21 protein-coding genes and 1 pseudogene are annotated in these 26,331 nt (G+C 35.8%); 13 read left to right on the top strand and 9 right to left on the bottom strand.

From position 1 onward, the window contains the following. Positions 1-125: 125 nt before the first annotated feature. The 6 genes from ACTYA4_RS09960 (at position 126) to ACTYA4_RS09935 (ending at position 7,559) form a co-directional block, all read left to right on the top strand. Entirely contained in the window at positions 126-734 is a 609-nt protein-coding gene (locus ACTYA4_RS09960) for a xanthine phosphoribosyltransferase (RefSeq protein ID WP_443481942.1), read from the top strand. Positions 735-1,129: 395 nt separating this feature from the next. After that, positions 1,130-2,467 carry a cation:dicarboxylate symporter family transporter gene (locus ACTYA4_RS09955; protein ID WP_443481941.1) on the top strand — a complete coding sequence of 446 codons (1,338 nt, stop codon included), beginning with the start codon at positions 1,130-1,132 and terminating at the stop codon, positions 2,465-2,467. Between the two features lie 445 nt (positions 2,468-2,912). Further along, on the top strand, positions 2,913-4,388 hold the full coding sequence (locus ACTYA4_RS09950; RefSeq protein WP_443481940.1) for an NCS1 family nucleobase:cation symporter-1: 1,476 nt from the start codon (positions 2,913-2,915) through the stop codon (positions 4,386-4,388). 808 nt (positions 4,389-5,196) lie between these two features. After that, positions 5,197-6,024, top strand: a complete 828-nt coding sequence (gene kdsA / locus ACTYA4_RS09945; RefSeq protein WP_445505624.1) for a 3-deoxy-8-phosphooctulonate synthase — start codon at positions 5,197-5,199, stop codon at positions 6,022-6,024. A 17-nt stretch (positions 6,025-6,041) separates the two neighbouring features. Next, positions 6,042-7,025, top strand: a complete 984-nt coding sequence (locus ACTYA4_RS09940; protein WP_443481939.1) for a KpsF/GutQ family sugar-phosphate isomerase — start codon at positions 6,042-6,044, stop codon at positions 7,023-7,025. A gap of 9 nt (positions 7,026-7,034) precedes the next feature. Next, positions 7,035-7,559, top strand: a complete 525-nt coding sequence (locus ACTYA4_RS09935; protein ID WP_443481938.1) for a KdsC family phosphatase — start codon at positions 7,035-7,037, stop codon at positions 7,557-7,559. Positions 7,560-8,076: 517 nt separating this feature from the next. Here ACTYA4_RS09935 and ACTYA4_RS09930 read toward each other — a convergent pair. Further along, the gene (locus tag ACTYA4_RS09930) at positions 8,077-8,481 is read right to left on the bottom strand and encodes a YkvA family protein (RefSeq protein WP_443481937.1); all 405 of its coding nucleotides are present in this window, start codon (positions 8,479-8,481) and stop codon (positions 8,077-8,079) included. A gap of 252 nt (positions 8,482-8,733) precedes the next feature. Here ACTYA4_RS09930 and ACTYA4_RS09925 point away from each other — a divergent pair, with 252 nt between their 5' ends. Further along, complete coding sequence (locus ACTYA4_RS09925; protein ID WP_443481936.1) at positions 8,734-9,948, top strand: hypothetical protein; 1,215 nt, start codon at positions 8,734-8,736, stop codon at positions 9,946-9,948. A 181-nt stretch (positions 9,949-10,129) separates the two neighbouring features. Here ACTYA4_RS09925 and ACTYA4_RS09920 read toward each other — a convergent pair whose 3' ends face one another. The 3 genes from ACTYA4_RS09920 to ACTYA4_RS09910 form a co-directional block, all read right to left on the bottom strand. After that, positions 10,130-10,603, bottom strand: coding sequence for a competence protein ComK (locus ACTYA4_RS09920; RefSeq protein WP_443481935.1), 474 nt, complete (start codon positions 10,601-10,603; stop codon positions 10,130-10,132). Between the two features lie 77 nt (positions 10,604-10,680). Continuing rightward, positions 10,681-10,989: a helix-turn-helix domain-containing protein gene (locus tag ACTYA4_RS09915; protein ID WP_443481934.1), complete on the bottom strand. Its 309-nt coding sequence runs from the start codon at positions 10,987-10,989 to the stop codon at positions 10,681-10,683. 468 nt (positions 10,990-11,457) lie between these two features. After that, a complete protein-coding gene (locus ACTYA4_RS09910) occupies positions 11,458-13,854 on the bottom strand; it encodes a S8 family serine peptidase (RefSeq protein WP_443481933.1) in 2,397 nt (798 codons plus the stop codon). A 514-nt stretch (positions 13,855-14,368) separates the two neighbouring features. Between ACTYA4_RS09910 and ACTYA4_RS09905 the strand changes: the two genes are divergently transcribed. Beyond that, a complete protein-coding gene (locus ACTYA4_RS09905; protein ID WP_443481932.1) occupies positions 14,369-14,593 on the top strand; it encodes a YczF family membrane protein in 225 nt (74 codons plus the stop codon). Between the two features lie 296 nt (positions 14,594-14,889). Here ACTYA4_RS09905 and ACTYA4_RS09900 read toward each other — a convergent pair whose 3' ends face one another. From ACTYA4_RS09900 to ACTYA4_RS09885, 4 genes and pseudogenes are all read right to left on the bottom strand, one after another. Next, on the bottom strand, positions 14,890-15,981 hold the full coding sequence (locus ACTYA4_RS09900) for a GerAB/ArcD/ProY family transporter (RefSeq protein WP_443481931.1): 1,092 nt from the start codon (positions 15,979-15,981) through the stop codon (positions 14,890-14,892). 102 nt (positions 15,982-16,083) lie between these two features. Beyond that, positions 16,084-17,232 (bottom strand): annotated as a pseudogene (locus tag ACTYA4_RS09895) (GerAB/ArcD/ProY family transporter). After that, positions 17,233-18,432, bottom strand: a complete 1,200-nt coding sequence (locus ACTYA4_RS09890; RefSeq protein ID WP_443481930.1) for a Ger(x)C family spore germination protein — start codon at positions 18,430-18,432, stop codon at positions 17,233-17,235. Continuing rightward, positions 18,422-20,071 (bottom strand): spore germination protein, encoded by a 1,650-nt coding sequence (locus ACTYA4_RS09885; RefSeq protein WP_443481929.1) that lies wholly within the window; start codon positions 20,069-20,071, stop codon positions 18,422-18,424. The genes ACTYA4_RS09890 and ACTYA4_RS09885 overlap by 11 nt, the downstream gene beginning before the upstream one ends. A gap of 861 nt (positions 20,072-20,932) precedes the next feature. Here ACTYA4_RS09885 and ACTYA4_RS09880 point away from each other — a divergent pair. The 4 genes from ACTYA4_RS09880 to ACTYA4_RS09865 all read left to right on the top strand — a co-directional run bounded on the left by ACTYA4_RS09880 (position 20,933) and on the right by ACTYA4_RS09865 (position 24,090). Continuing rightward, entirely contained in the window at positions 20,933-22,270 is a 1,338-nt protein-coding gene (locus tag ACTYA4_RS09880; protein ID WP_443481928.1) for a UDP-glucose dehydrogenase family protein, read from the top strand. Positions 22,271-22,343: 73 nt separating this feature from the next. Continuing rightward, entirely contained in the window at positions 22,344-22,634 is a 291-nt protein-coding gene (locus ACTYA4_RS09875; protein ID WP_443482011.1) for a helix-turn-helix transcriptional regulator, read from the top strand. A 501-nt stretch (positions 22,635-23,135) separates the two neighbouring features. Then, positions 23,136-23,561, top strand: coding sequence for a VanZ family protein (locus tag ACTYA4_RS09870; protein ID WP_443481927.1), 426 nt, complete (start codon positions 23,136-23,138; stop codon positions 23,559-23,561). 94 nt (positions 23,562-23,655) lie between these two features. Further along, entirely contained in the window at positions 23,656-24,090 is a 435-nt protein-coding gene (locus ACTYA4_RS09865; protein WP_443481926.1) for a hypothetical protein, read from the top strand. A gap of 222 nt (positions 24,091-24,312) precedes the next feature. Here ACTYA4_RS09865 and ACTYA4_RS09860 read toward each other — a convergent pair whose 3' ends face one another. Beyond that, positions 24,313-25,497 carry an MFS transporter gene (locus ACTYA4_RS09860; protein ID WP_443481925.1) on the bottom strand — a complete coding sequence of 395 codons (1,185 nt, stop codon included), beginning with the start codon at positions 25,495-25,497 and terminating at the stop codon, positions 24,313-24,315. Between the two features lie 213 nt (positions 25,498-25,710). On the opposite strand from ACTYA4_RS09860, the gene ACTYA4_RS09855 reads away from it, so the two are divergent. Then, positions 25,711-26,301, top strand: a complete 591-nt coding sequence (locus tag ACTYA4_RS09855; RefSeq protein ID WP_443481924.1) for a TetR/AcrR family transcriptional regulator — start codon at positions 25,711-25,713, stop codon at positions 26,299-26,301. The last annotated feature ends 30 nt before the right edge of the window (positions 26,302-26,331 follow it).

The raw sequence follows: 26,331 nt of genomic DNA, 5'->3' as shown, positions 1-26,331 counted from the left end.
AGGCTGCGCGTTTAAAAGCAACAATCTATACGAAAACAGCCTTTTTTATTTATGGAAAAGGGGACAGAGCTGCGAAGGGAAACAGATTATTTTTTATTATTTTTAAAGGAGTGGGTGAAAACACGATGGAATTATTGAAGCAAAAAATTGAAAAAGAAGGCATTGTGCTGAGTGATAATGTACTAAAGGTGGATTCTTTTATCAATCATCAAATGGATCCACATTTAATGAAAGAAATCGGAATAGAATTTGCAAAAAGATTCAAAGAAGAGTCTATTACAAAGATTTTAACGATTGAATCATCTGGAATTGCTCCTGCAATTATGGCAGGTCTTGAATTAAATGTTCCAGTTATTTTTGCAAGAAAAAGAAAGTCATTAACTTTAACAAGCGATTTGCTTACTTCTACTGTTTACAGCTTTACAAAGCAAGAGTCCAATAAAATTACGGTATCAAAGCAATATATTACAGAAGGAGATTCTGTTCTTATTATTGATGACTTCCTGGCTAATGGACAGGCAGCAATCGGATTGGCAGACATTATCGAGCAAGCAAAAGCAAAAGTCAGCGGCATTGGTATTTTGATTGAAAAGTCGTTCCAGCCGGGTGCAGAGGAACTAATGGCAAAAGGCTATCGATTGGAATCATTAGCGCGAATTGCTTCCTTGCAAGATGGAAAAGTACAGTTTGCAGAAGAACGTACAGCAGAGAATTTATCTACTGGAGGCAATTAACATGAACAGTAATTCGCTAAAAATATGGTCTATGAACCAACTTAAGACGACTCTTATTCAGTTTTTTGAATAAGAATCGTCTTTTTTTTTACAGTATAAGAAAATACAAACGAAACGGATCCGGGGATAACTTAACGGTTGGATTCGTATCCAGCATAGAGCGCCTAGCCCTGTACTTTTGTTCTAATAGAAAATGGTTAGATACGAACATCTTCTAAAATATATATTTGAATATTCGGAATATATCGTTTTTTTTTGGTTAACTTAACTAACGTTTTTTCATTTTTTTAGTAATAGTCAACAATGAATGTTACTATATTTTACGTTATCATGTTAACAGAGATAACATCTAGAATATTCATTGCTGAAAAAATTTGGAAAAGGGGAGAATGGTAATGAAAAACGAAGGTGTATTAAAAGCAAAGAAACCATTTTACAAAGGTATGTTGTTTCAAATTATGGTAGCGATTGTAGCTGGGGTTTTAATTGGCTATTTATGGCCTGCTTTTGGGACTGCCGTAAAACCGATTGGAGATGGCTTTATTAAGCTGATCAAAATGATCATCGCACCGCTTATTTTTGGTGTTGTTGTTGTTGGGATTGCAAATGTAGGCAATATAAAAACGGTTGGGAAAATTGGCGGGAAAACGATTTTATACTTTGAGATTGTTACTACTTTTGCTTTAATTATTGGAATGGTAGTCGCGAACTTAATGAATCCTGGTGCAGGATTAAACATTGATCCTTCCACATTAAGCACAAGTGATGTAGAAGCAAAAACAGGTGGTTCACAATTGCCGAGCGAAGGTGATTTTTTCCTTAATATGATCCCTGATAGTGCAGTTGGCGCGTTTGCGAATAATTCCATGCTTCAAGTTTTGTTAATCTCTTGTTTATTTGGAATTGCAGTAGTACATATTGGTGGCCGAACTTCTGAATTGCTCATTGATGTGTTGGAAAATGTCAATAATGTTCTTTTCAAAATAATGGGCTATATTATGCAGCTGACGGTTCTTGCTACTTTCAGTGCGATGGCTTTTGCAGTAAGTCAGTATGGATTGAACACGTTAGCATCTTTTGGAAAACTTTTTGTAGCAATGACGGTAGCATGTTTAGCATTTGTTGTCGTATTGGCCATTATTTTCCGAGTATTCATAGGTTTAAGTTTGTGGAAATTAATTAAATATATTAGTGAAGAGATTATGCTTTCTTTTGCAACTGGTTCCACAGAAGCTGTTATGCCGCAGTTGATGAAAAAATTTGAACAAGCAGGCTGCAACAAAGCGGTTGTTGGACTAGTGGTTCCAACTGGATATTCTTTTAACCTTGACGGTGCGTCGATTTATTTATCAATCGCTCTTGTGTTTTTAGCGCAGGCAACTGGAGTTGACTTAACTTACGGAGATCAGTTATTAATACTTGGTGTGTTGTTGTTAACTTCTAAAGGAATGGCTGGTATCCCAGGATCTGCTTTTGTTGCGTTATCTGCAACAGCTGCAGCAACAGGCAGCATTCCAATTGCTGCGGTGGCATTAATGTTAGCACCAGACCGTTTTATGGGGAATTATCGTACAACAGTAAATATAATTGGATATGCGGTAGCAGCATTTTTTATCGCAAAATGGGAAAAACTGCTTGATAAAGAACGTGCACAAGGCGTATTGGATGGAACAATCAAAATCGAACTTGATGAAAATTCAAGCAATTATCAACCATCTGCAAAAGCACAATAAATGGACTATTGAAAAAATCCTAATTAACGGGCGGCAAGCGTTAATTAGGATTTTTTTGTATAGAAACTAACATAAGATCTCTCTCCAAACCCCTAATGATTCAGTAAAATCTTATTTATTAAGGCAGTTTTCTCAAAGTTTGTTGAATACATTTGATACATTTGGAAAAGCGTTTCTTAGCAGGCTGTCGTTTAAAAGTAATAATCTATACGAAAACAGCCTTTATTAAAAAACTTTTCAAAATGTATCGTTAGAATCTTTTGTAAATTTTTAGGTTTTTACAAAATAAATGATTGTTCAAATAAAAAGAGCGTGTTAAAATATAAAAATCAGAAAATTTAGACTTTTTATAAGGAGGCGAAAAGTTTCAACATTAAGCTGCAAATGAAAGTCTCATCATTTATTACTTTGGTCAAAATCTGCCATTAAACAAGGGGGATATAAGATGAATACTAATTTAGTTGACGAAACGAATGTTTTGAAAGTAAAGGATCCATCTTTATACAATGAAGACCTTGCACCCGTTCCAAAGGAGAAAAGAAATTGGACTTGGCTGAATTACACAACAGTATGGATGGGAATGGTTCATAATATTGTAGCTTATGAGACAGCAGGAAGTTTGCTTGGCCTAGGAATGAATGTTTGGCAAGCATTAGGAACGGTGATTTTTGCCAATATTATTTTGATTATTGCGATGTGGTTGAATAGTTCATCGGGAGCAAAATTTGGTGTGCCTTTCCCTGTATTAGTTCGTGCCTCTTTTGGTTATAATGGCGCACAATTCCCTATCATTATCCGAGGATTTGTTGCAATTTTTTGGTTTGCCGTACAAGCGTATGCAGGAAGCAAGGCGGTTGGAGCTGTCTTAGGTGTTTTAATACCTGGGTGGAACAGTTTATCGGATATTCATATTATTGGAATGGGTTTAAATGACGCTATCGCAGTAGCATTATTTTGGATATTGCATGCAGTTATCATCTCTCATGGGATGGAACGTGTGAAATTCTTTGAACTATGGGCAGGTCCTCTTGTAATTATACTGGGGTTGGGACTTGTCATTTGGGCAATTGTCGTTTCAAAGGGGGTTGGGCCTTTATTTTCTGAACCTTCTACACTATCAGGAGGAGAATTTTGGAATGTATTTTGGATTTCCGTTACAGGACTTGTTGGAACCTGGGCCACCTTAATTTTGAATATTCCTGATTTTACCCGTTTTTCTCGTAGTCAAAAGGATCAGGTTATTGGTCAAGGCATAGGGTTGCCAGGAACAGCTATTATTTTTTCGATTATGAGTATTATTACTACCTCAGGCACGATTATTGCTTTTGGCAGACCTATTTGGAATCCGGTCGAACTTCTGCAAGCATTTGGAAATCCAATTGTCCTTATTTTAGGCGCATTTGCATTGCTGATTGCGACATTGTCGGTGAATGTTGCAGCAAACGTTGTATCTCCAGCATATGATTTAGTCAATTTATTTCCTAAGAAACTAACTTTTGTTAGAGCTGGCATTATCTCTATCGTATTAGCCGTGTTTTTTATGCCATGGCTTTGGTTCAACAATGCAGGAACGATCTTTAACGTTCTTGGTGCAATTGGAGGGGCGCTTGGTCCGGTAGCAGGGATTATGATTGCAGATTATTATATTGTGAAACGCAAGAAGTACGATTTGGCAAGCTTTTATAAAAAGGATGGAGATTATGCTTATAAAAAAGGCTATAATCCAAAAGCGTTCATCGCATTAGTGATTGGATTAATCGCATCCTTTATAGGGTTGATGGTTCCAGCGCTTAAAGATCTCTACACCTATTCGTGGTTTTTAGGAATTGGCTTCGGCTTCATTTCTTATATTGTTTTGATGCAGCCGTCGAGCAAGGAAAAAAGAGTAGACATTGAAAATGCTTCCTCTCCTACTAATTAAGGTTTTGTTGAAAGGGAATAATCTTAGACGGAGTGTTTCATGTTCATGAATAAATCATATGTTTGAGAGATTAAAAGTTATTCAGTAGCATTCCTTAACTTATAGGTTGATATGAAAGGGTTTTACGACTCTTTCATATCAACCTTTTTTATCGTCAGGAAATTATAAACGAAATGGGATTGTGGATAACTCGGTGGTTGTGTCCGCATCTAGCTCCAGCGCCTAGCTCTTGTGAAAAATAACCCCATGCCTCTAAAAGTAAAAAGCACTTTTTGAGTCATGTGAACATTTTTCTTCAGAGCTGTTCAAGGCGCTTGCGCTTTTGTTCAAAGATAAGAAAGTATAAAATTTCGAACCTAGTTTAGTGTCTAGCTCCAGCGCCCTATCGACTTCAACGCTTCCCTCACCTCGTCTACGATAAGTTAACATCGAATCGCTCACGCTCTTCGTGTTTCCTTTATCTCACTCGATTCAGTCCAGCTTTTTCCGTCGATGAGCAAGGGCGCTTGCGCTTTTCTTAGTATGGTGTTTGTCAAAAACTTAGATATTTTACTTTATGTTCACTTCTCCCAATCGAGTAAAATCGGTCATCAATTGAATGCTATTACAAAAAAAGAAATATTAGAAAATTTAGCGTATTGCTTTATTTATTTTCTAATCTATTGTATTATGTAAACTACACGGCAAATAAAACTGAATTATCCGAATTTTCCCACTGGAACTGACCCTTCAAATTATCCACTTAAACTATGTTTGCAAAGTAAATTATTCTCAATCTCTCGACAAAAATTTAAAGGAGGTATGTGTTATCACCAATATAATAACACTAAACGATTCAATTGCTTTTGGAGGAAACTACCCTTTTGTATTAATAGCGGGCCCATGTGTCATTGAAGATGAGGCATTAATTATGGAAACGGCTGGGCAATTAAAAGAAATTACTTCTAGGCTAGGAATTCCTTTCATTTTTAAAGCTTCTTATGACAAAGCAAATCGATCCTCTATCCATTCATTTAGAGGACCAGGACTTGACGAAGGGTTGGAAATATTGGCAAAGGTAAAAGAAAAATTTGAAGTGTCAGTTACGTCAGATATTCATGAACCGAATCAGGCTGCAAAAGCAGCAGAAGTACTGGATATTCTGCAAATTCCAGCATTTTTATGCAGACAAACGGATTTATTAGTTGCAGCAGCAGCAACAGGGAAAATTGTGAATGTAAAAAAGGGACAGTTTTTAGCACCGTGGGATATGAAAAATGTCGTGACGAAGCTGAAGGAATCGGGAAATGAGCAAATTTTATTAACAGAGCGTGGTTCCACTTTTGGGTACAATAATTTAGTTGTGGACATGAGATCGCTTATCTCAATGAATGAGTTAGGTACACCGATTGTCTTTGATGCGACACATAGTGTGCAAATACCTGGAGGAAATGGCACAACAACAGGCGGGAAGCGTGAATTCGTTCCATATTTGTCTCGTGCAGCTGCTGCTGTTGGTATTTCAGCGATATTTATGGAAGTGCATCCAAATCCAGATGAAGCGTTGTCAGATGGACCGAATATGGTAAAGCTAGAGAAGCTAGAAGAAGTATTAAAGTCAATTCAAGAGATTGACCGGTTAATAAAAAATCTGTAACAATAGGAGTGAATCGAATGCAAGATGCCAATTTGACTAGACTCGATTATACAGATACATTTGCCACGGTTTTAGAAAAAGAAGCGCAAGCCATTTTAGATTTACGTCATGTTCTTGATTCTTCCATAGAAGAAGCGATTGAGTTAATATTATCGTGTAAAGGAAAAGTAGTAGTTACTGGTATTGGAAAATCAGGTATTATTGCAAGGAAAATTAAATCCACTTTATCTAGTACAGGTACACCTTCTTGTTTTTTGCATCCATCTGAAGGACTCCATGGGGATCTTGGAATGATAACGGCTGATGATGTTGTTCTTGCTATTTCTAATAGTGGAGAAAGTGAAGAAGTATTAAGTTTGCTTCCGTCCATTCAAACAATTGGCGCAAAATTAATTGCGATTTCCAAAAACAACTTTTCTACATTAGCCATAAAAGCCGATATTGTATTATGTCTTGGGGAATTTGAGGAAGCATGTCCTTTAGGATTAGCGCCGACAACAAGTACTACTGTAACGTTAGCATTAGGTGATGCTCTGGCCATTGCACTCTTAGAAGCGAGAAAGTTTCGCCCAGAAGATTTTGCTTTATTCCATCCAAGTGGATCATTAGGAAGAAAACTTCTGTTAAAAGTGGATGATGTTGTGGCGGATACACGGAAAAATCCAAGTGTGCGGCAAGGAGACAAAGTGAAGGATGCCTTATTTGTAATGACGGATCAAGGATTAGGAGCTGCCAGCATTGTTGATGAGGCAGATCACTTAGTCGGTGTCTTATCGGATGGAGATATCCGACGTGCCTTCTCACTTTCGATGGATGCTTTAAATGAAACGGTGGAAAGTCTTGCCCCAGATGTTCCTATCGCAGTAGAGGAAGGAACATTAGCGGTAGAGGCGTTGCAGTTAATGGAAAGTAAAAAAATAACCGTACTGCCGATTGTCAATGAAAATAATTCACCAGTAGGCATGCTGCATTTGCATGATTTAATGAATTTAGGATTGTAGAGGTTACTTATGTTTAAGATTAAACTGATTGTATTTGATGTAGACGGTGTATTAACAGATGGCCGGTTGTTTATCGGTTCAGATGGCACCGAATATAAAGCATTTCACACACAAGACGGCATGGGCATTAGTTTAGCCCACCAAGCAGGAATAAAAACGGCGATTATTACTGGAAGAAAATCAAAAGCTGTCTTGAAAAGAGCAGAGGAGCTAAAGATTGATTTTGTATATGAAGGGATTATGGATAAATTAACCATATTATATGAAATAATCGATCAAATAGGAATAGATTTAGAGGAAGTTTGTTATATTGGAGATGATCTCAACGATATTCCTATTTTAAAAACGGTAGGATTTCCGTGTGCCCCACAAAATGCCATTGATTTTGTCAAAAAACAGGCAAAGCTAGTAACAAAAGCGAGTGGCGGAAATGGAGCAGTTCGGGAAATGATCGATTTCCTTCTAAAACAGCAGTATAGTGAGGAAGATTTACTGCAGTTGTTTTTACAAAGAAAATCAGAAGTTACTCAATAACGTAGAAAAGCTAGGAGATATTGTTCCCTAGCTTTTTTCATTGTACACCAGGAAATTATAAACGAAACGGAGTTGTGGCTAACTTAGCAGTTGAGTCCGCATCCAGCTTCGACGTACATGACGTACTAGTGCCGATGTTACCACAGGACGTGGAGCCTTTAATCGGCCAGCGCCTAGCTCTTGTGAAAAATAACCCCATACCTCTAAAAGAAAGGCTGTTTTCTCAAAGTTTGTTGTTATTTACGTAAAAAAATGGGAGAAAAAGTACTCAGCAGACTGAATACACGTAGACTCCTGTGGGAATGCGAGAAAGACGAGACCCCACAGGAGCGTATGCGACGAGGAGGCTCGACGCTCGCCTACGGAAAGCGAAGTGTATTCAGGCTGCGCGTTTAAAAGCAACAATCTTTACGTAAACAGCCAAAAGTAAAAAATACTTTTTGAGTCATGAAAATATTTTCTTCAGAGCTGTTCAAGGCGCTTGAGCATTTGTTTTTTACCTATCACTGAAGGAAGTTTACTTAATTTTCTCATCAATAGCAGCAGTATCTGTATGGCTGCCAAACCAATCACTTAATTTAGCTTTTGCTTTGTTTTTTATGTCGTCATCTATATACATGGCAACTTGCAGTAAAGCGAAGCCTAATGCACCTAAATCATCTGTATAGCCAATCCCAACAGCGAAGTCTGGGATTAAATCAAATGGGAGGATAAAATATCCTAAAGCTCCGATAATGGTTGCTTTTGTTTTAGCAGGAACTTCCGGCTTTTTTAAGGTGTAGTATAAAAGTAAAACGGCATAAACAACGGAAGAACCAGCTTTTTTTCCGAATTTTTTTAATTTCTCCCAAAATTTATCTTCTGAATAATGTTTGCCTGCAACTTCTATGTCTTCTTCTAATTGTTTTGGAGACTTTTCCATTGTTGAAAACTCCCTTCTATATTTGTTACGTTATATTTTAACAAAATTAGAGAAAAGATAAAAAGGAACACCTTTCTTTATGATATCTTTTGAGAGGATCATGGTTCCATTTTGTGTCACTATAAATATTAGCGTTGCATCCAACTGAAGGGTATACATGTTATAATAAGGAAAGTAAATAAGCAATAAAAAGCAGTATGGCACCAATGGAGAATGTAGCGGAAAGAAGAAGCTGTGATTGGGGGGAAAGTGATGGTCGGAAAAGTACAAGATGGTTTATGCAGTTGTGGCAGTGAAAAAAAATGGATAAACTGCTGTGGAAAAAAACATATTCTTTCATTAAATCATAAGATTGAAAATGAACTGAATAATATTCAGATCGATATTTTTGAATATGCAATTAACCAATATGCATCTGAGATAGACGATTACTTAGAGAAATGTTACAAGCATCTGACCGTAACACCAGAAATTAAGGATTTACTTCACTTTTTTACCACCACATGGCTTATTTCTTGTGTGGAATTACAAGGCAAAACAATTATGGTCGAATATATTGAAAGCTTTAGTGATTCGATTAAAGGCAAACGAATAAAGTCTTTGCTGCAAGGATGGAAGCAAGCACAATCTGCCATTTGTATTATTCAAAGCTATCAAGATGACTATGTAACCGTACAGGATATTTTTACAAAGCAAATCTATCAAATAAAATTGTTTGATGAGGAAGCAACTATTCAGCTTGGAGGAATTGTCTTAGGAACTATTCTCCCAGCAGGAGAAACAGCATTGTTTTTTACGACATATGTTGAAATGCCGGCAAATATCAGTGATGGAATAGTAGAAGCTGTTCTAGACTTATATGAAAATAGCGAAGAGACAGAGAAGACTACTTTTGTAAGTAAGAATTATCCAGAAGTACTTGCACTTTTTTTCTTTGGTTCATCCGATGTATCGTTTGAGCGGTTGGATTGGAAGAACGCTAAGCAAAGAAAAGTGGCATTACTTTTTGTTGATTTTATGATGGAATTGGATGCGGATGAAGGAATGATCGATATAGTGGTACATTTATGGTATCAATATTGTCAGCGGAAAAATCCAAACATAAAAAAGCCAATGATTTACGTGGCTGCCCTGGTTTATTTGAGTAGTCAAAATCTCCCGTATGCTGATATCCTTACTCAAAAAGAGTTGGCGTTAAAATTTGGTGTTTCCAAAAGCAGTATTTCCTCAAAGGTAACAGCAATAGAACATGTACTTGTTGAAGAATTGGAAAATATGCATACAACCTTTGCAACCAGCAAAGAAGCGTATCCAGAAAATCTCTATCCTTTTTATACAGAAGGTGTATGGGAAGACGAGGATGCGTTAGAAACAGAGAAACTCGATGTAGATGATCTTTTTTACGATAACAGCAACAAGATTATTTCATTCCAATCCTTTACATCAAAACGTCATGATAAATTATAGAAAAGCAGGGGCTGTCCAATAAGTCGATTTTTCGGCTATGGGATGCCCCTATTTATGTTTAAAAATACTGATATATCAACATTCTTGATTTTCAATTTTCAAGGTATTTACTTTGGGACAGCTCCTGCTTTGTTAAAGTCATTTTTTTCAATAGAGACACACCTATATTACTAAGGCTAGGTCAATAGCTCTTCTGAAGCGCTTTTTTGCATAACCATGTTCGGTACATTTGTTTTTCTAATAAATAAACAGATTCTTTAATATGTAGTTTTTGTTTATTTTTAAATAAAATAATAGAATGGCGTTCTGAGGAGGCAGATTCAATTGGTTTAATACTGTCAACATGGTGAAAGAATATCCAATAACAATTTAATTGTTTCGGAGATTGAGTAGGAAAGGCAAAGATGTTTTTAGATTCACTAATTGGAATCGGATTTTTTTGTTTTATACCAGTTAAATAAATCATCGAAGTTCGTCGGCCTCTATAGTCGGATCCTCCGTTTAAAGCGGCTTTTTTAATAAGCTCGAATGGTGTTTTTTTAACATATAAATTTTGGTTGCTTGTTAATACAATGGTATGATAATGAATATGTTTTACAGGAATAAGCGCCAATGTCTTTTCATCGATATCATAATCTCGTATAATTAATGTCAATTCTTTACTCCTCCTATATTAAGTAGTCTAGTTAAAACTTAGTAGAGGATGTTTAAAAAGTAACTAAATGAAACCTTTTAATCTTTTCGTTGTCTTCTAGTTTGGGTCCTTTTTAAACACATATTAGTAGTTGAATTAATTGCTTTTTGTGCTTGAATATTATGTAATTCTGCCTGAAGCTCTGAAAATGATTCAATGTTAAGTGCTTCACATAATATTAATAAAGTATATCCATTTGGATACTTAACCCCCCTTTCGATTTTACCTAAATGGTTGAAATCAAGATCAGTTATTTCTCCTAATTGTGTAATGGTCAAATTCATTTCCATTCGTTTTCCGCGAAGATACCTACCAAGACAGTTTAAATAAGCATCCTTTTTTAGCACTTTTTTCCTCCTTTTTTTATCCATTATCTAGTAAAAATGGTAGAGGGGAAAGGTACGAAAGGACTGAATTTGTTAACAAATAGTCAATTTTTGCAATTTTTTTGCATTGGAAATCTAATAAATAGTAATATAGATTCAAGAAACGCTGAACAGTAGTAAGATTAAAAAGGGAATCCAGCACTTTGACAAAATCAACGCGATGGATTCCCTTTTTTTCAAAAGATAGAAAGATAAAATTTTGAACTAGTTTAGTGTCTAGCTCCGGCGCCTAGCCCCTGTGAAAGATAACCTCTTGCCTCTAAAAGTAAAAAACACTTTTTGAGTCAAGAGAACATTTTTCTTCGGGGCTGAACAAGGCGCCTGCACTTTTCTTAGCTCGTATTCATTCCTATATTTATTGCCTAATGCATCTGCCACATTTGCTGCGTCATAATGGCGGCATACTGACTTTCGTTGGAGGCTTTAATGTTAGGGAGTTGCACCTACTGTTAAAGTTGCTGTTTTTAATATACTTTGTTGATAGGCGTCTGTTAACGTCATCCTTATTTCATAATTTCCATCTTCTAAAGTGTTGCCGTTATTATCTTTTCCATCCCATGTTATAATTTGATTTCCTACAGTTGTTTCTATCTCAAGCGTTTTGATAGATATGTTTTCTTTGAAAATTTCGACTCGTAGACCTCCGTGTTTTGAAGCGGTATATGGAATCGAAACATCCGCAGTTGTTTTATCATAAACTACATTATTCACTTCTAAGGACGGTTTTTGCCAATCTTGTACAAAGAAAGCAGCACTGTTCTTCTTTATGATATTGCCTGCTTTATCTTTTATTTCATAAAAATAGTTATAGTTTCCTTCTTGTACAAAAGCCTGTTGATCATTTTTTCCATTCCAGTTGAATGTTGTTTTCGTTGTTTTTACCGCTATATTATTTACGAGTTTTTTTATTTTCTGACCTTTATCTGTTTGAATAAAAGCAGTAACCTTTGCATCTTCTGATAATTCGAGAGTAGAGTTTATATTTGTTTGGCCGTTCATTTGTAAAGTAGAAGAAGATAATTGTTCTTTTACAGCAGGTGCTTTTGTATCAACGACCATTTTAGTGGAAGTTGGTTTCTTTTTACTTTCTGCAATAGTGAGTACTAATTGATAGTTTCCATCTTTTACTCTCTTTTTCTTTGAACTTGTGCCGTCCCATGAAAAAGAATAGTTTCCAGCTGTTAATGGTTTTTTAGATAAAATTGTTTTGACGTACTTTCCTTTATTGTCTATTATTTTCGCATTTACTTTTGCGTTTTTCGTTAATTGGAAAGAGAACGTTCCTTTTTTCTTTTGTACTGGTGAAAAGTGGACAGGAGCGCTGCTTTTCATTTTAATATTTGGTGTGCTTTCATTGATAAAGTTTATTATTTTTGATTTTGCTATTACTTCTTTTCCATTTTTAGCTTTTACAACAAATTTATATTTTCCATTAGAGACCAAATGGTTTTGATTATCCGTACCGTCCCATGTGGCAGAAAGTGTGCCACCATTCCATTTTTTAATAGAAGTGATGGTTTTAATCGTTTTCCGTTGTTCATTTTCGACAGTGAGCGAAACGTTGCATCCTTTATATATAGAGATGGAGACATTGTTTTTCTTTTTTCCACTAACGATTAATTCACTAAGGGGAGCAGGGGTGTTAGTAAGTGCTTTTTCTGCATCAATACGACCATATCCGAACTGTTCATCCCTTCCAGCTGCTCCGAGGTCTTTTGTAGAAGTAATTAATATGTTTGTCACATCTTCTAGTGATAACAAAGGATTTTTTGATAGTACAAGTGCAGCTACACCGGATACAACAGGTGCTGCCATAGACGTACCGCTCATTGTTTTATAACTATTCGTTGGTGAAGTGGAATAGATCGTATTTCCTGGTGCAGAAATATCTACAGATGCCCCGTAATTCGAAAAGTTTGTCAGTTGGTCTTTGTCATCAGTAGCGGTTACGGCAATAACTGAGTCATATGCAGCTGGATAATTTTGTGCATTATTTCCGTCATTGCCTGCTGCCGCAACTAAGACAACCCCTTTTGATGCTGCATATTTGATTGCATGTTCTTCTGCATATGAATACTGCAGACTGTTGTAACTCATATTAATGATGTTTGCCCCATGATCGACTGCATACATAATACCTACCGATTCATCATAAGCGTCCGCTCCATCTCCTGTAAAAATATTTATGGGCATAATATGAACATTTGGGGCAATTCCAATCGTTCCTTTTTTATCATTGGCGGCAGCAATAATTCCTGCTACATGTGTCCCATGGATATCAGGATTTATGGAATGATTGTTTGTTACAGCATTATATGGAGAGACGATGCGACCTTTAAATTCGGGATGGTCTGTTTGCATTCCTCCGTCAATGACAGCAACCGTAATTTTTGAGGAGCCCTTTGTTTCATCCCATGCTTTTTCGCTGTTCACTGTGTTTAAATACCATTGTTTATGATAGGAAGAATCTTTTGGTAAATAAGATGCTTTGATTTCATAGTTTGGCTCGGCAAATTCTATCCTTGCATCTGTTAATAACTTGTCCACTACTTTTTTTAACGGTTCTTGTGAATATACTTTTACTAAAGAAAGGCCATTATAAAAAGACTGTTCTGTAAGATTGCTTGCTGTTAAAAGATGAACTCGTTCTTTTTCTGTTATTCCTGCTTTAAACTTGATGATCAATTCTTGTGATTGATACTCCTTGCTAGGATCAAATAGTTCTTTTGTAGAAATAGTTGAGTTTAGCTTTATTTCCTCTGCCAAAACATTCGACGTGAAAGGAAATAAAAATATAAAAAGTAATAGAGTAATAAATTTTTTCATTTTCATTCTTCCTCTGTAAATGGTAATTGTTAATATTTTGATAATTAAATAGTTAATATGATTTTAGCATATTACAGGGAAGACTTAAAAAAATAAAGATGTACACATGAGTGTGGGGATGGAAGTATTTCGGAAAACCGCTTTTAACAGGGCTTATTTTTAGGGTAGACACCCATGCTAATAAAATTCGCAACATGGCGCATGGAAAGAAGAAGTCTCTCACATTTATAGTGCAGAGCAGCGTGAATACACGAAGACTCCTGCGGGAAAGCGAGACAGACGAGACCCTGCAGGAGCGTAGCGACGAAGCGGCTCGGCGCTCGCCCGCGGAAAGCGTAGTGTATTCACGCTGCGGAACTTCTTTTCAGGGTAGCCATTAAAATAAAACCAGGGTGTATAACAAACTTTCGTTTTTCTTCGTAATTGATTTATTAGTATCGCTGAGCAATTTTAGATTATTATTTCCTTTTCTACAAATACTATTGGTATAAAAAATAGTAAAGGAGATAAACAGATGAAACTATTTGGTGTTTTTTTTGTTACTTTGTTTTGTTCATTAATGATTATTGTAGCATTAGATTTATTGATTGGAGAAAGCCTCACTCAATCGCTTAATCACTTCATTGATCCGTTTAAGGTTATGCACGCAGGAGAGTATGTTGTGTTAGCAGGCTTTATTATTATCGTTATCGTGCAGCAAATCGTGATGATTAGAAAAGAGAAAAAAGGTTCTAGTTAGCTTTCCAGGCTGTTGAAAAACATTCGCTCTCTTCGTCACTCCCCGTTTTTTTCGGTGCTCATTACCAGGTAAAGTGGATGAACGACTAAATACGTATTAAAGGAAAATCGACTAAATGCGCAACGTCCTGTGGCAACGTCGATTGACTCGCATCCTGCGAGCCTGTGGCAACGTCGTTCTGACCAACATCCTGTTGGCCGCCGCTCCTCAAAAAGGGTCGTTCCTCGATAGACAAACGTTTTCAAGCAGCCTGAATGTTTGTAGTCTTACTTTTTCGAAACTCTGAAGGGTTCTAGTTAGCTTTGTTTGAACCTGCTTCGTATAAAAGAAACAAGTAATAGAAGCAAGGGAATAATGATTATCATCGGAAAATGCATATAATACAGCATTTTATCGCCTTCAGCTATATGTTCCTGAAAACTGGCTGCCATAATCAATGATATATAGACGACAATGCTCCCGATTGGAAACAAAATGCGCTGATAATTGTTCAGTTTAAATAAATCTGCTATCCCCATAACAGAAGCGTAGATAAATATAGATACTTTAAAAAATACAGTAATCAACATAGTAAATACGACAATGGCATCAAGCCTTTGTATAAAGTCTAATAAATTAATCTTTCCTACTGTTGTAAGAGTAGGAAAAGTAGCATCTGCTGTTGCACTCACCCCAAGAACGGCAATATTTAAACCAACGGTCCAGCTTAGAATGACACCACTTGAGATCATAGCCCACAGCCATACTTTTTTTACCTTTTTAGCTTGATTTAAAAAGGGGAGAAGCATTGTAAAAACAACCATTTCTCCGAAAGGCAAAGGGACTATTTTAGGTAAGGTTTTTAAAACGGGTTTCCATCCATTTTCTAAAAAAGGGAGAAGATTATGGAATTCTATATTGCCTGAAACCAAAACAAAAAAGTTTCCTGCCGCACCAAATAAGAACAACATTACAATTAATACTTCGGAAGTTCTAGCTAATACTTCTACTCCTAAAAAAAGGACATAACAGATGGCGATAATCAATGGAATGGCAATGGCTACTGATGGTGTTTCCCTTAAGGTAGATGCACCCAGCAAGTCGCTAATATCACGAATGTTTCTAGAGGCAATATACAAAAAATATAGGACATATAAAAAGCCAACAATCCAGCCTAAGTATTTCCCTAAGATTTTTCTTGCATAGCTTGTAAGTGGGAGCTTTGGATATTGGCGAAATAATAAGTAATAAAGGAAAAATAAGATAATTCCTGCGCATGTACCTAAAAGGACGACGAACCAAGCATCTTTTCTTGCCAATAGACCATAGTTAATTACCAAAGCCGTTCCTAAATTAAATATAAACATCAACGAAAATAATTGAATAGCATTAATTTTAGCTTTTTCCATTGTATAAAAATTTCACCTATCTTTCATGCATGCTAATTCAGTATATATAATGGTTATAAATATAAATCTTTTGCATCTTTTTTCCCTTCTTTATGATGATTGTTAATGGTCGAAGTTAGCTTTCTTCTTGAACCTATTTCGAATAAAGGAAACCGTTAACATGCCTAACGGAATAATTAGTAGCATAGGCAAATGCATATAATAGCTTATAAGTTTCCCTTCTTTCGTTAGCTCTTGGAAATTTGATGCCATAATCATCGATACATAGGTGACAATGATTCCGATCGGCAGCAGAATTCGATGATGGCTGTTCAGTTTAAATAAATCTGCTATTCCCATGACTGAAACATATATATAGATGGATGCTTTGAAAAACACAGTGATTAATAAAGTAAATACCACTATAGCATCAAGTCTTTGCACGAAATCTAGCAGATTGATTTTTCCAACCGTTGTGAGAGTAGGAAAAGAAGCCCGTTCTGTCGCTTCCATGCCAAGAACGGCAATATTTAAACTAACGGTCCAGCTTAAAATAACACCACTAGCGATTAAGGCGGACAACCATACTTTTTTCACATATTTTGCTTGATTTAAATAGGGAAGAAGCATCGTAAACACAATCATTTCTCCGAAGGGAAAAGCGATCGTATGAGGGAAAACTGTTTTAAAAATAGGCTGCCATCCATTCTCGAGAAAAGGGAGAAGATGATGAAACTCCACATTCCCTGAAGCCAAAACCAAAAAGTTTCCTGCCAACCCAAACAAACATAAAATGACAAAAAATATTTCAGAAGTTCTAGCTAAAACTTCTACACCCAAGTAAAGTACGTAACAGATGACAAGAACCAATGGGATGGTGATGGCTATTAATGGTGTTTCCCTATAGGTAGATGAGATAAGCAAGTCGCCCAGCTAACGAATATTTCTCGAGGCAATATCCAAGTAATAAATAACATATAAAAAACCAGCAGCCCATCCTAAGTATTTGCCAAAAATCTTCCTTGTATAGCTTGTGAGGGGAAGCTTTGGATATTGGCGGAATAATAAATAGTAAATAAAAAATAAGATAATCCCTCCAACCATCGATAAAAGGATGGCAAGCCAAGCATCTTTTTTTGCCGTTATTCCATAGCTGATTACCAAAGCAGTTCCCAGTTCAAATATAAACATTATCGAAAATAATTGAATAACACTTATTTTAGCTTTTTCCACATTTATGAAATCTCCAATCTTTAGAGCTATACGTACCATTCATTTACTAGAAGGGTTGCTAAGCATGCCTGTTCGACGTATAAATGCATTTACATTTATGTTCACTTCCGTTTTGGGAAATACTTCAGCATCCCATTTCTTTTCGATTTTTTTCCATGTTTTTTTGTCTTTCATGTTAATATGTTCACCGAAACCTAAAAAATCACTTTTTTCTTTTTGAGCCATATTAATCGTATTTTTAATTTCTTCCTTTATCTCTTTTTCCATCTCTTTTTCCAGTTTCTTTATTTCCTTTTGTTGTGAAAGATCGATAGAACAAAGCGTTTCTGAAATAGTTCCTTCTGCATTAACATGTATTTGGATAACGGGTTGATTGTTTTTTATCGTGACATTTATTTTTGTTTTGGAACGAGATAACTCTATGGAGATTGCTTCTTTCATGTCTTTGCAGTCTAAATTTAGTACTGTTTTTTTCATTTCATTCATGATCCAAGTAGTGCCTCTAGCCGTTTTTCCGTCTAGCCATGTATTTAATTTTCCATTCGTAAATAGACCAAGTCCACCTACTTCTGTTTTTGCACCAGGAGAGATTTGCTGCAAATTTTCCGTTTTATTTCCTTGCTCTTTATTGCCAGTTATTTGAATGCCTGACACTACAAGACTTCCTTCCTTCAACCCTTCTATAACCTGATCTACTTGTGTACGAATAAACTCTCCCCATTCATCTTCTGATGATAGTAAATTTTCATCTATTTCATCAGAAGGAATTGGATATACTTGGGTGGTTATTTGCAGTATATCTTTCGCTGAAGTGTTTCGTGCAATTACAACTGGGAAAAGGAGACGAAACTTGGAATCTCTTTCAATCACATCAAATAAATGCTGAATGCCATCTTTTGCAACATCTTCACTAATTACCATAACTTGGATATGAGGGAAAAATAACTGTCCTGGCAGCATTGGCGAGATTTTTCTAAGTGATTCCGATAACGTACTGCCAGAATTAGTTAATGTTATAACAGGGGCTGCCTGTACTTTTCCTCCTTGTTGACCTCCTGCGACTTGAGGAGGATTAATAACTTGAACAGTCGTGCGATATCTATTTTCATCCTCATCATCCTTGTCAATGGCAATAGCAGAAACAATATTCAATTTTGGCAATTCTCTACTGTCCCAACATCCGGATAAAATGGTGGTGGTTAAACATAATAACCACATAAAAATAACATTATGTTTCATTTGAATCACTCTTTGGTTGATTATTTTTTTTCTTCTCTTTATCGGAAGGTGGTCCTAGATTTTCCGTATTCCCCGTTCTCTTTACCTTGTTTTGACTAATTAAGCGAGGTCGTTTGGACATAAATGGAAATGGCACTCGGATAATGGCATCTTTTTGATCCTCTAAAATAATAGGAGAAAACGGAGCCAAATATGGAATTCCAAAAGATCGGAGACTGCAAGTATGTGCAATTAATACAATTACACCTAATCCAATTCCAAAAAGTCCATACGTAGCAGCTAAAATCATAAAGCTAAAACGAAGTAAACGTAACGCATCTGTCATCGTATAATGCGGGATGGTAAAACTAGAGATTGCTGTTGCTGCAACAACAATAACCATGGCACTTGAAACAATTCCAGCAGAAACTGCAGCTTCTCCCAATACAAGGGCGCCGACGATGGAAACAGCCTGCCCAACAGGTCGAGGCATCCTTACACCTGCTTCCCTTAAAACCTCAAAGGTAAATTCCATCAACAAAGCCTCTATAATAATAGGAAATGGAACATTCTGCCGCTGTGCTGCAAGATTAATAAGAAGAGGTGTAGGAATTAATTCTTGATGAAAAGACAAAAAGGCAATAAATAGAGATGGACCAAGAAGGGTAATAAAAAAGGAAATTATTCTGATGATCCTTAAAAATCCCACAATGTTCCATCGTAAATAATAGTCTTCAGCTGTCTGAAAAAATTGAATCCATGTTGCTGGCAATATTAAAGGGTTTGGAGTTCCATTGACGAAAATAACCACACGACCTTCAAGTAAATTTCCAGCTACAACATCTGGTCTTTCTGTTACAAACATGGTCGGCCAAGGGGTAGCTGTTTTATCGCTTATCCATTCTTCAATGGTGCTCGAACCGGTTACTTCATCTACTTCGATTTTATCCAGTCTTTCCCTTACTTCTTTTAAAAGTTTGTTGTTGACGATGCCATTTATATACATAATTCCAATTTGTGTTTGAGTAATGCTGCCTATTTCTCTTGTTTCCAGCCATAAATCAGGTGTTTTAATTCTGCTGCGAATCAAAGCAGTATTGGTTATTAGCGACTCTGTAAAACTATCTCTTGGTCCTCTTACAGATGGCTCAGCTAATGGTTCTGAGATTCCTCTTAATTCTCCTCCTTGTGCTGCACATCCAAGCGCCTGATCCCATCCATCCACCAGAACAATTGTTTGACCTGATAAAAGAGAGAGAAAGAGTTTCTTCCAATCTTTTACTTCCTCCACATGTGTGATCGTTAATATATGTTCTTTGATAAAAGTGCCTATTTGAGTAGAAATAGATTGATCCGCATGTTCCGCGATAGTTATATCATTCATTAGTTTATTAATAATAAAATTTCCCATGATCTGTTTATCTGTTAACCCATTAATATAAACGGTAGCAACTTTCTTATTGAATGGGCTTCCCATCTTAAACTCGCGAATACTGACATCACTGCTGTTCCCTAATGCCTGTTTAATGTTATTAATATTAATATTTAGATTCAAATCCAGTTCTTCTGCAGTAAAGTTTTTTAATTCCCTATCTACATACTGGACCGCTTGTTTGTTTCTTTTCTTTTTTGGAGTTAGTCGATTCCATGAGCTGTTCATCTTTTATACGCTCCATGTTTAAGTTTTTATTGATTCTTTCATTACTAAAATTTCCTATAATGTCTATTTTCATACACAGATTTATTTGCTGATCAAAATTATATTTTTTTTAAATAGAAATAATAAAAGGCTGTTTTCTAAAAGTTTGTTATTACTTACGTAACAAAATGGGAGAAGAAGTACTCAGTAGACTGAATACACGTAGACTCCTGTGGGAATGTGAGAAAGACGAGACCCTGCAGGAGTATAGCGACGGCACTGAAAAAGTGCTTTATTAGATAAATTATAGGTGAAACACTTAAATTTATTAGGGGGAAATTGGTATAGAGAGTTTGAAAACGACCATCATGTTGGTTAGGAGAGGCGTCCGCACGACTCCTGCGGGATTAGCGAGACAGGCGAGAAGAAAGCAGGAGCGTAGCGACGAAGCGGCTCGGCGCTCGCCCCGTGGAAAGCGAAGTGTATTCAGGTTGCGGGTTAAATAACAACAATCTATACGAAAAGAGCGTTACATTTAAACTATATGTAGCTCCGCCTCTTTTTTACAAAAAAAATCTCCAAGGCATCCGGTGAGTGAGTGTGGGGATGCCATGGAGTTGGAATATCCATCCGCTTTTATTTTACCTCTTCTATCTTAAGTAGTGCTTCATTTTCTCCAAATAATTGGATTGTTTCAAAAAACAATGCAAAATACCTAGTAAACGAATAGGTCTATTATTCTGGTTTTTCTAATAGGAAATCTATCCGCTTTTATTTTTACATATTGTTTACCGATATTTACAAAAACAATAAAACAACTTAATAAGTGTTTGGTACAATGAATAGAAATCTATCCGAAAGTACAGAAAAAGGAGATTTTCTATGATGAAGATTACAGTAGCCGGAACTGGTTATGTTGGTTTAGTAACAGGTGTTTGCTTGGCTGAAATGGGCCATACTGTTACATGTGTAGATCCTATTGAAGAAAAAATAGAGCTATTAAATAAACATATTTCTCCTATTTATGAACCACAGCTTGATGAATTAATAAGTAAAAATGCGCATGCACATAAACTTTTTTTTACGACAGATTATAAAAAAGCGTATAAAAGTGCAGATGTCATTATTATTGGGGTAGGTACACCTGAAAATGAAGATGGTTCTGCCAATTTGACTTTTCTTTATACGGTGGCAAAGCAAATTGCCGAATCGCTTGACAAAGATTGCCTCGTTGTGATTAAATCAACGGTGCCAATTGGAACAAATGATAAAATCGAAGCTTATATGCAAAAATATGCAGCAAAAAGTGTAAATATAGAAGTTGCTTCTAATCCGGAATTTCTTGCGCAAGGAACAGCTGTACAAGATACATTGCATGCTTCTCGTATTGTAATCGGCGTAGAAAGTGAGCAGGCAAAGCAGTTATTAACTGAAATGTATCAGCCGTTCCAACAGCCGGTATTAACGATGAGCCGTCGCAGTGCAGAGATGGTAAAATACGCAGCTAATGACTTTTTAGCTTTAAAAATTTCGTTTGTGAATGATATTGCTAATTTATGTGAAGTCGTTGGCGCTAATATTGAAGATGTTACAAATGGAATGAGCTATGACAGCCGCATCGGCAATAAATTTTTGCAGGCCGGCATTGGCTATGGCGGTTCTTGTTTTCCGAAAGATACGAAAGCATTGCATTGGCTGTCAGAAGAAGAAGGGTATGTATTGCGTACCGTAAAAGCGGCAATTGAAGTAAATGAGAAGCAGAAATTTAAATTAGTGAAAAAAGCAAGGAAGGAATTCGCATCCTTTACCGGGTTAAAAGTGGCTGTATTAGGTGTAACATTTAAACCAGGCACAGATGATCTTCGTGAAGCTCCGTCTATTCCGAATGTACGATTATTATTAAATGAAGGAGCAAATGTGCATGTATATGATCCTGTCGGTGAAAACAATTTCAAGAAAATTTTTCCGACAGAAGTTAAGTACGAATCAACGATTGAGCAGGCGATTGAAAATGCGGACATTTGCTTCATTTTTACTGAATGGGATGCAATTAAAGAAGCTCCTCTTAAGCAATTTAAAGAAAAAATGAAGACACCTTATATATATGATGGAAGAAACTGTTACAGCTTAGCTGCTGCTGAAAAAGCAGGAATTTACTATCGTTCGATTGGAAGACCTGCTGTTCATGATGTTGCAGCTAAACAAATGGTGAAAATCTAATGGAAAGGTATGATCGGAAAAGTTCTGGTCATACCTTGTTTTTAACATTTTAATGACGAAAGAGGTGTAAAGAATATTTGACACCTCTTTCGTCTTATTTTATAATCAAGGTGTAAAAAATGTTTTACATTCATTCTATAGTAAAGGTGGTATTCAGGTGCAAAATCGTATTAAAGAATACCGAGAAAAGAAAAACATTTCTCAAGGAAAGTTGGCAGATTTATGTAATGTAAGTAGACAAACTATTAATGCCATTGAAAACAATAAATATGATCCAAGCTTACAATTAGCTTTTAATATTGCAAAAAATTTAGGCGTTAAGGTGGATAATTTATTTTTAAATGAAGGAGAGGATAATAAGTGAGTACTCGGAAAATTGGTGCAATAATTTTTGGAATTGCTATTCTAATTTCTGTAAAACAATATTGTCGTTTCTGTCTATAGTTGAAGCACAGAGCAGCAGGAATACACGAAGACTCCTACGGGAAAAGCGAAATAGGCAAGACCCCGCAGGAGCGAAGCGACGAGGAGGCTTGGCATTCGCCCGTGGAAAGCGAAGTGTATTCCTGCTGTGGACCTTCTTTTAAAATCAACATTAAAATTAACAAAGCCTTTAAAAAATGAAAAATATGTACCAAGAGAGAACTCAAAAATAATGAATTCGCTTTCCTTTTTTTGGGATAAAAAAACTGCTTACAAATGCTTGACTCAAACCCAATTTAGCATTTAACTTGTTTGCTGCTAAATTTTCCTGTATACTTACCAAATTATGAGAAAAGTGTGATTGTTGTTTGTATCTATGGAATAATTTATGGAGTGATTTCCTACATACATTTTATTATAAATAAAATAGGAAGAGTTGGTGGTGTTGCTTATTCATCGTAATCTATTAAATTTATTATTTTTTCTATCTATTATTTATATATTGTATTTAACGATGCTTCCACATCCTTCATTAGGAATTGGTGTTGGCGTAGGCGGAGTAAACTTGATTCCCTTTGAAATGATGAATGGATTTTTAACAGAGCAGTCATTGCGTACGTTTTTTATTAATGTAGGAGGCAATATTTTTTTATTTGTTCCATTTGGTTTTATCCTCCCTTGGAGATTTGCCCGCATTGATTCTGTTTTCCGTGCAGCACTTGTTGGCGCACTTTTTTCCACTTGTATTGAAATCACCCAATTATTGATTACGAACAGATTTACAGATATAGATGATATTATTTTAAATACGATCGGAACAGTGATTGGTTATTTTGTATATAGGCTTGCTGCAAAAGAAGCAGTATAAAATTTATATAAATGGTAGTATATTTTATTTTTTCCTCACCAAATTAGGCAAAATGCATAAGTTAAAACAGAATAATCCGAAGGGAGATTAACTTATGTATTATCCACCATATTATCCATATGATATAAATGCATATCGTCAGCAGCCTGGGGGACCACCGCCATTTCCACCGCAAGGCCAGTTTCCTACTATTCCTGGTTTAGGTGATTTTTTTCCGCCATTTGGAGGAGGGCAGCCATCGCAGCCAGGGTTTCCAGGAGGCGGCGGGGGTTCAGAAGCACCAACTACACCTCCACCTTCTTATACCCCGCAGCTTCAACAATCTGCCGGTTTATTCGCTGTGGACCCTGGTTCGATGAGAAGGTGTTTGTATCGATTTACTTATGTTTGGTTAAATAATGGACGCAGTTTTTGGTTCTATCCGACTTTTGTTGGAAGAACATCTGTTGCAGGCTACCGCTGGCGTAATTTCAGATGGGTTTACTACGGCACAGACACAAATCGCATCCGATCTTTTCAATGTACGTAACGTATGTATGGAAGAAAGACACTTCAATCTGAACTGAACCCAAAAGTTAGAAACGGGTTTTAGGAAGCTATTTGGGCATGAGTTTGGTATTGAACTCATGCCCTTTCATATTGCCTTAATTCTTTCTTAATATCCACATCTCGTCTAGTTTAGAAGTATGAAAGTCACGCTCTAAAATGTTATGGCAATCTTTCCTTCTAATAAAATTTAAATGTATAAAAATTATTTTGCAGTTTTATGGACAATAACTGCTAGAATTTGCGTTGCTATTCCAAAACTACAAACTCCATACCATCCAAAGTGTGCGTAACTATAAGATCCTAGAAAAGAACCTAATGCTCCTCCTAGAAAAAAGCTTACCATATATATAGTATTAATTCTGTTGCGCATTTCTTCATTTAAAGAATGTACTCTGGTTTGGTTGGAAATATTGCTGGATTGAACTCCTAAGTCAAGCAAGGTAATTCCTACAATCAATCCCAATACTGTAAATCCAAACAGAAGGAAGAATAGATAAGAAATGATTACAACAATTACACTTATTCCTATAACAAATCTAGAGCCTTTCTTGTCGGCCATTCTTCCAACCAATGGGGCAGCCAAAGCACCGCTGATTCCAATTAATCCAAATAAGCCTGCTGCCTGAGAACCCATGTTGTAATGAGAGCTTTCAAGTAAAAATATAAGTGATGTCCAAAATGCACTGAAAGCTGCAAACATCAGGGCTCCATTAATAGAAGCTTCTCTTAAAACTGATTCGGTTTTTATTAATTGTATCATTGATTTTAATAACTCCATATATTGAAGGTTAGAAACAGGTTTACTTACTGGTATTAATTTTCTTAAAGCTATCATAAGAATGATCATCATCATTGCGGCAATAATATATACTATTCTCCATCCTAAGTATTCACCCAAAATACCGCTAAATGAACGTGATACTAATATACCAATTAATAAACCACTCATAACTGTGCCAATTATTCGACCTCTCTCCTTTGGATCTGATAACTGAGCAGCCAAAGGGATAAGAAGCTGAGGAATAATGGAAGTAAATCCAACTGCAAAAGAAGAAATCATCAGCATCCATATATTTTGAGAAAAAAACATACTTGTAAGCGAGAGTATTGAAAATAAAAACACTACAGTTATTAAATTTCTTCTTTCTCTTATGTCTCCAAGGGGCAATATAAATATCATTCCAACGGCATAACCTATTTGTGTAAGCATTGCTGCAGAACCTACACTAATTTCACTGACATTGAATGTCTTAGCAATATCTGACAGCAAGGGCTGTATATAATATAAATTTGCAACAGTAAGTCCACAAGCTATAGCCATAGCCAAAATCAATACATTATTTAGTACAGGTTTATTTTCCACAAACTCATTATTTAAGCTTTCCATTATACTTCACTCCTTTTAAAGAATAAAATTAGTCAATGTTTTCCTCTTCTCTTTCAGGCTTCTTTACAAATAGATAAATACTGAACGTTCAGTTTATAAATATATAATAAACTGAACGTTCAGTATTGTAAAGTGTGTTTTTTTATTTTTTAATATATACTATACGTATAGTTTTAAAATTGATTTATCATTATATAAGAGAGGTTATTAATAATGGATAAAAAATTAGGGCGTCCTCGCAGTGAAAAAACAAAAACAGATATTCTTACTGCTTCATATGATCTATTAATTGAAAATGGCTTTAAAGCAATAACTGTTGAAAAGATTGCTGAAAAAGCTGGAGTTAGCAAAGCTACTATTTATAAATGGTGGCCAAATAAAGCTGCCGTTGTTATAGATAGTTTCTTAAATGCCACTAGTGAAAAGCTTCCAATACCTAATACAGGGTCAACTATTGATGATATGTTCATTCAAGTTAATAATTTTGTAGAATTTTTAATGAGTAGAAAGGGAAATGTAATTGCTGAAATAATAGCGGAAGGACAATATGATCCAAACTTAGCTGATATATATCGTAAAGCGTATTTTAAGCCTCGCCGAAATATTTCAACACAAATTTTAGAACGTGGAATTTCAAGAGGAGAATTAAGAAAAGACCTGAATATAGATCTAAGTATTGATTTAATTTGGGGACCTGTATTCTATAGATTATTGATAACTGGAGAAGTACTTGACGAAATTTTTGTAAGAAACTTGATAAACTATGTATTTGAAGGAATCAAACCAAATTTTGAGAAAAGCTAATAGTCGAAAAAGTTTATATAAATAGCTTCT

It is taken from the genome of Niallia yueguangensis (assembly GCF_052663115.1).
Note: the sequence above shows the minus strand (reverse complement) of the source record. Positions and strands in the feature narration are given on the sequence as shown.

Coding starts and splice junctions, on each gene's coding strand:
- ACTYA4_RS09960 (WP_443481942.1), top strand. CDS start 126: ATGGAATTATTGAAGCAAAAAATTGAAAAAGAAGGCATTGTGCTGAGT.
- ACTYA4_RS09955 (WP_443481941.1), top strand. CDS start 1,130: ATGAAAAACGAAGGTGTATTAAAAGCAAAGAAACCATTTTACAAAGGT.
- ACTYA4_RS09950 (WP_443481940.1), top strand. CDS start 2,913: ATGAATACTAATTTAGTTGACGAAACGAATGTTTTGAAAGTAAAGGAT.
- ACTYA4_RS09940 (WP_443481939.1), top strand. CDS start 6,042: ATGCAAGATGCCAATTTGACTAGACTCGATTATACAGATACATTTGCC.
- ACTYA4_RS09935 (WP_443481938.1), top strand. CDS start 7,035: ATGTTTAAGATTAAACTGATTGTATTTGATGTAGACGGTGTATTAACA.
- ACTYA4_RS09930 (WP_443481937.1), bottom strand. CDS start 8,481: ATGGAAAAGTCTCCAAAACAATTAGAAGAAGACATAGAAGTTGCAGGC.
- ACTYA4_RS09925 (WP_443481936.1), top strand. CDS start 8,734: ATGGTCGGAAAAGTACAAGATGGTTTATGCAGTTGTGGCAGTGAAAAA.
- ACTYA4_RS09910 (WP_443481933.1), bottom strand. CDS start 13,854: ATGAAAAAATTTATTACTCTATTACTTTTTATATTTTTATTTCCTTTC.
- ACTYA4_RS09905 (WP_443481932.1), top strand. CDS start 14,369: ATGAAACTATTTGGTGTTTTTTTTGTTACTTTGTTTTGTTCATTAATG.
- ACTYA4_RS09900 (WP_443481931.1), bottom strand. CDS start 15,981: ATGGAAAAAGCTAAAATTAATGCTATTCAATTATTTTCGTTGATGTTT.
- ACTYA4_RS09890 (WP_443481930.1), bottom strand. CDS start 18,432: ATGAAACATAATGTTATTTTTATGTGGTTATTATGTTTAACCACCACC.
- ACTYA4_RS09885 (WP_443481929.1), bottom strand. CDS start 20,071: ATGAACAGCTCATGGAATCGACTAACTCCAAAAAAGAAAAGAAACAAA.
- ACTYA4_RS09880 (WP_443481928.1), top strand. CDS start 20,933: ATGATGAAGATTACAGTAGCCGGAACTGGTTATGTTGGTTTAGTAACA.
- ACTYA4_RS09865 (WP_443481926.1), top strand. CDS start 23,656: ATGTATTATCCACCATATTATCCATATGATATAAATGCATATCGTCAG.
- ACTYA4_RS09860 (WP_443481925.1), bottom strand. CDS start 25,497: ATGGAAAGCTTAAATAATGAGTTTGTGGAAAATAAACCTGTACTAAAT.
- ACTYA4_RS09855 (WP_443481924.1), top strand. CDS start 25,711: ATGGATAAAAAATTAGGGCGTCCTCGCAGTGAAAAAACAAAAACAGAT.